At 69.9% G+C, this 5,903-nt stretch carries 8 protein-coding genes and 1 pseudogene; 4 read left to right on the plus strand and 5 right to left on the minus strand.

Annotation, left to right across the window (positions count from 1 at the left end):
• The coding region (locus TR50_RS29270) for an LCP family protein (protein WP_369405792.1) at positions 1-1,017 on the minus strand (1,017 nt) is incomplete at its 3' end.
• 493 nt (positions 1,018-1,510) lie between these two features.
• Here TR50_RS29270 and TR50_RS44715 point away from each other — a divergent pair.
• Positions 1,511-1,846: an SDR family oxidoreductase gene (locus TR50_RS44715; protein ID WP_269084821.1), complete on the plus strand. Its 336-nt coding sequence runs from the start codon at positions 1,511-1,513 to the stop codon at positions 1,844-1,846.
• Here TR50_RS44715 and TR50_RS47525 read toward each other — a convergent pair.
• Together TR50_RS47525 and TR50_RS29275 are read right to left on the minus strand one after the other, a co-directional pair.
• Entirely contained in the window at positions 1,749-2,057 is a 309-nt protein-coding gene (locus TR50_RS47525; RefSeq protein WP_162484982.1) for a three-helix bundle dimerization domain-containing protein, read from the minus strand. The genes TR50_RS44715 and TR50_RS47525 overlap by 98 nt on opposite strands.
• 315 nt (positions 2,058-2,372) lie before the next feature.
• Entirely contained in the window at positions 2,373-2,663 is a 291-nt protein-coding gene (locus TR50_RS29275; protein WP_084701165.1) for a DUF4190 domain-containing protein, read from the minus strand.
• 448 nt (positions 2,664-3,111) lie between these two features.
• Here TR50_RS29275 and TR50_RS29280 point away from each other — a divergent pair, with 448 nt between their 5' ends.
• The 3 genes from TR50_RS29280 (at position 3,112) to TR50_RS29290 (ending at position 4,949) form a co-directional block, all read left to right on the plus strand.
• The gene (locus TR50_RS29280; protein WP_042428783.1) at positions 3,112-3,387 is read left to right on the plus strand and encodes a hypothetical protein; all 276 of its coding nucleotides are present in this window, start codon (positions 3,112-3,114) and stop codon (positions 3,385-3,387) included.
• Between the two features lie 204 nt (positions 3,388-3,591).
• Positions 3,592-4,233 (plus strand): RNA polymerase sigma factor, encoded by a 642-nt coding sequence (locus TR50_RS29285; protein WP_042428785.1) that lies wholly within the window; start codon positions 3,592-3,594, stop codon positions 4,231-4,233.
• Positions 4,230-4,949 carry a hypothetical protein gene (locus tag TR50_RS29290; protein WP_042428788.1) on the plus strand — a complete coding sequence of 240 codons (720 nt, stop codon included), beginning with the start codon at positions 4,230-4,232 and terminating at the stop codon, positions 4,947-4,949. Before TR50_RS29285 ends, TR50_RS29290 begins: the two co-directional genes overlap by 4 nt.
• 49 nt (positions 4,950-4,998) lie before the next feature.
• Here the strand turns inward: TR50_RS29290 and TR50_RS29295 are convergent, their stop codons facing one another.
• Positions 4,999-5,325 (minus strand): nuclear transport factor 2 family protein, encoded by a 327-nt coding sequence (locus tag TR50_RS29295; protein WP_042428791.1) that lies wholly within the window; start codon positions 5,323-5,325, stop codon positions 4,999-5,001.
• Positions 5,326-5,698: 373 nt separating this feature from the next.
• Positions 5,699-5,903, minus strand: a pseudogene (locus TR50_RS47140) (FG-GAP repeat domain-containing protein); the annotation flags it as partial.

A 5,903-nucleotide genomic window follows, 5' to 3' on the forward strand; every position in this document is an offset into this window, starting at 1 on the left:
GACCGTGGGCTCGGCGGGCGCGCTGCTGGCGGCCGCGGAGGGGGACGAGGGCTTGGCGGCGGACCCGCCGCTGAGCGACTGGTCGTTGGCGATGGCCCCGAACATCGCCTGCGCGCTGGGGGCCGGCACGACCCGTGCGCTGTTGTTGGGGTCGGCCATGGTCTGCATGGTGGTGAAGGTGATGCGGTCAGTCGGGACCTTGGCCACGTCAGCGGACAGACCGAGGAGCGAGCCGACACTGCCGAGGCTGCTGTCGACGGTGAGGGCCTTGGTGGCGGCGTTCGCCAGGCTGTACAGGGCGGTGGGGTCGGTGAGGGTTCCGGCGCTCTTCATCTTGCGCATGAGCGAGGACAGGAACATGTGCTGGGCGTAGGTGCGGCCCAGGTCGCTGCCGTCGCCGAAGCCGTGCCGGGAGCGCACGAACTCCAGCGCGGCGACGCCCTTGAGGGTGTGGCTGCCCTTGGCCAGCTTGAGGTGGGAGTACGTGTCGTAGACGTTGTTGTTGACGCAGGCCTGCACGCCGCCGACGGCGTCGGACATGTTCACCACGCCGGAGAAGCTGATCATCATGAAGTGACTCAGCGGGATGCCGGTCAGCTGGTGGACGGTCTGCATCTGACAGAGCGGGCCGTAACCGAGGGCGCTGTTGATCATCCCGTAGTAGCCCTGGGTGGAGTTCTTCGGGTCCTTCGGGTCGGTGCAGGCCGGGACGTGGACCATGGTGTCGCGCGGGATGCTCATCACCGTGGCGTTGGAGCGGTCGGCGGATATGTGGACGACCATCTCGACGTCGGCGTTGCCGTAGCCGCCGCTGCCGCAGTCGCCGCCGAGCCGGCAGTCCTCGGCCGTGTTCCGGGCGTCGGTGCCGAGCACCAGGATGTCGATCGGAGTCCGGCCGAAGGCGTCCGCCTTCTCGGTGCCGAGGTTGGCGTTGCCGCCGAGGGAGACCGTGTTGATGTTCCCGCTCAGCTCGTTGTAGAGCCAGGTGCCCACACCCGCCGCGATCAGCACCAGCACGGCCAGGACGATGCCGCCGACCTTGGCGACGCGCCGCGCGCGGCTGCGCGACCCGCCTCGACGGATGGGCGCCCCGGAACCCGGAGGTCCGAAAGCCCCCGGAGGCCCGAAGGCACCCTTGGGACCTTGGGGCGCACGGCCCCGGGGCACGGCGCGGCCCTGAGGCACGGCATGGCCGGCGCGGCGCGAGCCGGGTACGGCGTCCTCCCGGTCCACGGTCATCGTCACTTCCCTCACTCGACGGCAGGTGGCAACCTTGGGGACGCTGAAGTCCCCCGGTTCAGTTGCACGGTTGCGCAATCTAGCAACCAAACCTGAGCACACCGAATGCGGGTGAGGACCTGCGGGCCAGCCGCTACGCCGCGCTGGGCACCTACTTGAGCGTGGAGCGACAAGTGGAGGGACAAACCGCAGGCTCTGCGTATCGCGGACGACGACCGCTGCGTGGTGATGTCGGCGACGCCCACCTCCGTCATGACCGGCCCCCTACGGGCTGAACTCGGGCACCAAGGCCGGGGTCGAGCGCATGGTCGTCGCCGTCGCGAAGGAGCTCGGCCCGCGCGGGATCGCCGTCAACGTGGTCGCCCCGGGTCCGGTCGACAACGACTTCTTCCGCGGCGCGGAGACCCCGGACTCGATCTGGCAACGGCCGGCTGGGTCTCGGGCCAGACGGTGCGCGCCAACGGCGCCGTGTTCCGATTCGGTCCCGGGGCTGGGGCACGCGCCGTGGGTCAGGGTCGCTGGCCGGCGCGCGCCTGGCCGTCGAGTGCGACGCGGGCGGAGCGCTCGGCGAGAACCGGCACGAAGTCCCGGATCCTGCTGTCCTTGAATTTCTCGAAGGCGGCGGACACCGCGGCGGACACCTGCTCGGGACTGCATCGGTCCCGGTAGGCGGTCTCCAGCCGCACCGTGACGTCGCGAACGGCTCCGTCATCGGGCGATTCGTCGGGCGGTTCGTCGGGCGGTTCGCCAGGCGATTCCTCGGGCGGTGCGTCGGGCGGGATGTCGAGTGCTGCTGCGTGGGGCGATTCGTCGGGCATGCGTCCTCCCAGCCGTGGCACTTGGGCGCTGAGTCGGCGTGTCCTGCAGGTGAAGCATCGTGCTCTGGCTGCCATGCCCCGTCAGGCGATCGGCAACCGTCATCAACCATCTTCGCGCCCGCCGCAGGCCTGCGGCCAGAGCCACGCCACCCGCCCGTCCGGCGATGGGAGACCCGCCGGAACCTCATCCACCAGCCTCGATGCAGAGCTGGGTGAGCAGGGCGCCGCGGATGCGCCGCTCGATGTCGGCCCGGTTGCGCATGCGGAAAGTGAGCTCTGGTCCCGGATCCCGTCGGTGATCGGAGACGCGAAGCGTCACAGGTGACCGGACACCACAGTGCCCGAGGCTGAGTGGTACACGACGACCAGGCCCACGAGCAGGGCCAGCCACAGGGCGGACACGGTGAGGCCCGTCCATGCGAAGGCTCTGCCCCGCAGGCCCTGCCGATCGATCCGGCGCAGCGCCAGCACGCCCAGCACCGCGCCGACCACGGCGCCCAGAGCCCCGAACAGCGAAGAGGCGAACGAGGCCACGGCCATCACGCTGACAGGTCGCCGAGCCGCCTCCGGGTACGCCTCCGTGAAAGGTGTGGGCGTCTGGTCCATGCCGGCCTCCCGTGGCCTCGGTGAAACACGCTGACAACCTCCGGTCGGCCCGGCCCATGGACCCCGGGGGCGCTGCTCGAAGTCGCCCGCCTTGGGACTTCGACGTCGATCACCTCCGCGAGACGCTCGCCCGCAACTGTTCCGGCGCGGGCGAGCGTAGGCCTGGGAGCGCTCCCATACAACGGCGTCTCGAATGCTGTCGACGCCTCGCGCCTCGCCGGGCCGGACCGGGCCCCGAGCCTCCTTGAGGACCTGCGCGCCTGGGAGCGCACTCGCCGGGAGGCCGAAAAGGCAGTCCGCGTCGCCCTATCGGCTGCCCTGAGAGCCGTTCCGGCTCGCCCGGGCGGCCGCCAGGCTTGGAGAGGTCGGCGCCCTTGGCCCCTAGGGACCACCCAACAGACAGCCACAGCCGACTCACGGTCGGCCGTCCATTTAGGAGGTGCTGGGGATGCCCTCCATCAGCATCACGCTGCGCGCGAACGACGGGCAATCCTTCGTTCTGAGCGTGCCGGACGCCATCACGGTGGGAGAACTCTCAAACAAGAAGTCGATCACTGTCAGCGCAGTGATCAGAACGGGCGAATCCCGGCAGCCAACGGATGGGAGTTTGCTTCAGAACGGAGACGTGGTCCTGGTCGACGACTTGCCGACCGACCGCTCGGACATCGAGTCGGACGACTCAGACACCGACTCAGGCGAGGAGTCAGAAACCGAGTCCGACTGACCGACTCGGATCCGCGGTGGCAGAGAAGGATGGTGAAGTCCTCTCGTCCCGTCCTCAGCCTGACTCCGGACGCCCGAAGGGCCGCCCGCCGGGTTCAACCGGCGAGCGGCCCGGATTCACTTGAATGTTCGGGTAACGTGCTCGCGCACGGATCATGTGACGCGCGTCACGGCAACGGGGGGCGGTGCCCGGACAGGCAGGGGTGTGGAGAAATCGATACGCGCCCGGATCAGAGCCGGGGACGCGGTGGCCTTCGGAGAGCTCTTTGATGATCACGCGGGCGCGGTGCACCGGTACGCCGTCCGCCTGACCGCGGACTGGGCCATGGCCGAGGACGTCGTGTCGCTGACCTTCCTTGAAGCGTGGCGCCTGCGGGCGCGGGTCGAGGCCGACGGGGAGAGCCTGCGCCCGTGGCTCTTCGCCATCGCGGGCAACGTCATCCGCAACACCCGCCGCGCCGCACGCCGCCATCAGAACGCACTCGCCAAGTTGCCGCCCCGCGAGGCGATCCCCGACTTCGCCGCCGAGCTGACCGGACGCATCGCCGATGCCGAGCAGCTCGCTGCGGCCAAGTCCGCTCTGGAACGACTGCGTCCGGCCGAGCGCGAGGTGTTCGCCCTGTGCGTCTGGGAGGGCCTGGACCATGCGACCGTTGCCCAGGCTCTGGACAAGCCGGTCGGCACGATCCGCTCCCGCCTCTCGCGCGCTCGCAGTCGGCTGCGCCACCTCACCGCGGAGGAACTGGCAGCGACGCGCTCGGAGAGAGTGCAACGTACAGAAGCCACCGGACAGGTAGCAGGTGTCCGCGCGATCGCGGTCCGGTCGACCAAGGAGACGAGCCGATGAGCGCCACCCCACGTGACCTGCCCCAGCAGGCCCAACGGGAGGAGATGGCCCGGCTGCTGCCGGCCGCCGCTGTGCCGAAGCTCTCCCCCCGCCGCCACCTCCTGCTGAAGGAACATCTGATGGACACCATCGACGAGAAGTCCCAGCGGCCCGTGCGTCTCACCCTGAGGCTGCGTCTGGCGCTGCCCGTAGGGCTGGCCGCCGTGGCTGCCCTGGCGGCTGTGGCCGGTCACACCGCCCGGTCCGCACCGGCCGACAGCGCCACCCACGGCCAGGCGCCCACCAGGATCGTGGACGCGGCCTACATCCTGCAGAGCAGCGCCGGCGACGTCGTGACGCTCACCATCCTCGACCCGACCCGGCCGGTCGACACCTCCCGGCTGCAGCGCGATCTGGACCGTCTCGGCATCCACAGCCGTGTCTACGCCGGCGAGCCCGGTTGCCATGCATCCGCGCCCGAAAGCCCCGCGCCCTCGGTGGCGACCTCCGGCTGGCAGATCAGCTCAGCGGGGCGCCGCACCGTGCTCACCGTCCACCGGCAGCTCATCCCGACCGACCTGCAGCTCTTCGTCTACTTCCCGCTGGCCGACACCGACCCCGCCGACGGCTTCCGCGAGCTGGAGGCAGGCCTCATGAAGAGCCCTGCCCCGACCTGCATGCCCGCCAAGACCTACACCAACCCGCTGGCCGGCCAGTTCCCGACCGCCAACCGTTGACCCGGGGACCATCTGGGCCGCGACTCGGCTGTTCGTCCAGGTCGGACCTTCAGCCCAGGAAATCGACGCGGTCGATCAGACCGTCGCGGACGCGGTAGGCGACCAGCACGCGAACGGGGTCGTCCGTGATCCCGTGGGCGATCTCGTGGTCCACCACCCAGTCGCCCTCGGTGAGTCGACCGACGATCTCCGCCCGGCAGCGGCCCTTGGCGAACATCTCGGCGTACGCCTCCCGCACGTCGTCGCGCCCAAGCAGACGGTCGCCGCTGCGGCGGCTCACACAGACGTCGGGGGCATACGTCGCCGCGAAGGCTTCCAGGTCATGGCTGTTGTAGGCGGCAAGCTGGCGTTCGACGACGGTCTCCGGGGTGGTCACCAGTTGATCATCCAGAGCATTCGCTCACTCGTCCAGGGAGAACCGGATGAACAGATCCGCGACGGCACGTCCGCGCGACGCTGAGGCGCCAAACCTCGCACGCCAGGAGGGACGGTGGACCGATCAAGATCCACCGCCCCTCCTGGCACTCAGAACGCCCAGCTCACTGCCGGATCCCCAGCGCCGGCAGCAGGTAGTAGAACGTGAACACACCCGCCACCACGTACAGCGCAGCCGGCACCTCACGCCAACGCCCCGTCGCCACACGTCGAGCCCGCGAAGCGGCCGCTCCGCTGTGACGGCACGTCGTCACGGGTGCCCATTGACGCCCACGGCGCCGACAACGCGAAGAAGAGAGCCACTTGGGCGTGGGTCAGAGCAGGATGCTGTAGGTGTTCCATCCACCGTTCATCGCCGTGCGCGGCGCGAAGGGCGCGGCCGACTTGCCGGTGCCCTGGTACAGCCAGAGCGCCCCGGAGGAGTCCCGGGCCACCAGGTCCGGGTAGCCGCGGCCGGTGATGTCGCGGACGCCGACGAGCTGGTTGTAGATGTTCCAGCCGCCGCCGACCCGCGCGCGG

It is taken from the genome of Streptacidiphilus anmyonensis, assembly GCF_000787855.1.
Classification (GTDB): domain Bacteria; phylum Actinomycetota; class Actinomycetes; order Streptomycetales; family Streptomycetaceae; genus Streptacidiphilus; species Streptacidiphilus anmyonensis.

What these genes read in the sequence shown, in the direction of transcription:
- TR50_RS47525 (WP_162484982.1), bottom strand. Translation starts at nt 2,057, where the DNA reads ATGCCCGACGAATCGCCCCACGCAGCAGCACTCGACATCCCGCCCGAC.
- TR50_RS29275 (WP_084701165.1), bottom strand. Translation starts at nt 2,663, where the DNA reads ATGGACCAGACGCCCACACCTTTCACGGAGGCGTACCCGGAGGCGGCT.
- TR50_RS29280 (WP_042428783.1), top strand. Translation starts at nt 3,112, where the DNA reads ATGCCCTCCATCAGCATCACGCTGCGCGCGAACGACGGGCAATCCTTC.
- TR50_RS29290 (WP_042428788.1), top strand. Translation starts at nt 4,230, where the DNA reads ATGAGCGCCACCCCACGTGACCTGCCCCAGCAGGCCCAACGGGAGGAG.